Origin of the sequence: Craterilacuibacter sp. (genome assembly GCF_051659485.1) — a bacterium.
GTDB lineage: Bacteria > Pseudomonadota > Gammaproteobacteria > Burkholderiales > Chromobacteriaceae > Craterilacuibacter.
In genome coordinates, this window is the sequence record NZ_JBOFOO010000256.1 from 1 (window position 1) to 1,178 (window position 1,178).

The window sequence follows — 1,178 nt, forward strand, 5'->3', positions numbered from 1 at the left end:
TATCGCTGCCGATTTCGTCGGCATCGACGTACCTGACCGCTATGTATTCGGCTACGGCATGGACGTGCGCGGCATCTGGCGCAACCTGCCGGCCATCCACGCACTCAAGTAAGACAGACCGCGCTCTTGATCAAGCGCGCGGCTATCAGCACAAGGCCGCCCTGCCGTGACGGCCTTGTGTCTTTTTGCGCGGTGAAAACACCGCGCAGCCACCTCTCCAGCAAGTCTCCTTACCATGCCCTATGCCCACAACGATACGCTCGCCATCCACTATCAGGTCTGGGGCCAACCCGAGCGGCCTGCGCTGGTACTCGTATTCGGCTTTGGCATGTCGGTGCGGGACTGGCTTGACTTTGGCTATATCAACACGCTGCAAGCGCATTTCCACCTGATCGCCATTGAGCCGCGTGGTCATGGCAACAGTAGCGCCCCACACCAGCCAGCCGACTATGCACTGCCCGCGATGGCCTCCGATATCGCCGCAGTGCTGGATCAGCTCGCCATCACCCGCGCCACACTGTGGGGCTATTCGCTGGGAGCCAAGATGATGCTCTCCTATGCCGCCGCACACCCCGACAGAGTGGCTGCGCTGGTACTGGGCGGATTCGAACCGCATGCCGAAGTCGATTTGGACAACGATGTGGTCAGCCAGGCGCTAACTAAGGGCGGACAGGCCTGGTGCAGCCTATGGCAACAGATGTTTGACGTGCCGGCCCCGCTTGCTGCACGGCTGCAACAAGCCGACACCACCAGCCTGCTCGCGCTCAGGCAAGCCGAAGCACGCTGGCCGGATCTATCGGAAGCGCCCGCCAGGCTGGCGATGCCCTGCCTGCTGTATGCGGGTGAACATTGCTTTTATCGTGCGGCAACGGCCGCGATGGCCGATGCCTTCCCGAACAGCCGCTATCTGCAACGCACCGGACGCATGCATTTCGACCTGATGCCGGACAGCGCATGGATCTGCCACGAGGTGATCGCCTCGTTTGCCAGACCGGCCATCATCTGACACACAAGGCCACGCGCCACATCAAGACATGCGCCGCGCCGCCAGTGCCCGCCGCTGGCTGCCCTGCGCATCGAAATTCTCCGGCAGCAAGTAGTCGTTGAATGCCTGCTGCACCGCCGGCCACTCGCCATCCAGCAGCGAAAACCATGCCGTATCGCGGTTGCGCCCGTCC

Annotated in this window: 1 protein-coding gene and 1 pseudogene; both read left to right on the plus strand. The window is 62.5% G+C overall.

Going from position 1 to position 1,178, the window contains the following annotated elements:
* Positions 1 to 112: pseudogene (locus ACRC1E_RS08935) on the plus strand (hypoxanthine-guanine phosphoribosyltransferase); the annotation flags it as partial.
* 123 nt (positions 113 to 235) lie between these two features.
* A complete protein-coding gene (locus ACRC1E_RS08940) occupies positions 236 to 1,006 on the plus strand; it encodes an alpha/beta fold hydrolase (RefSeq protein WP_438514750.1) in 771 nt (256 codons plus the stop codon).
* Positions 1,007 to 1,178: the final 172 nt, after the last annotated feature.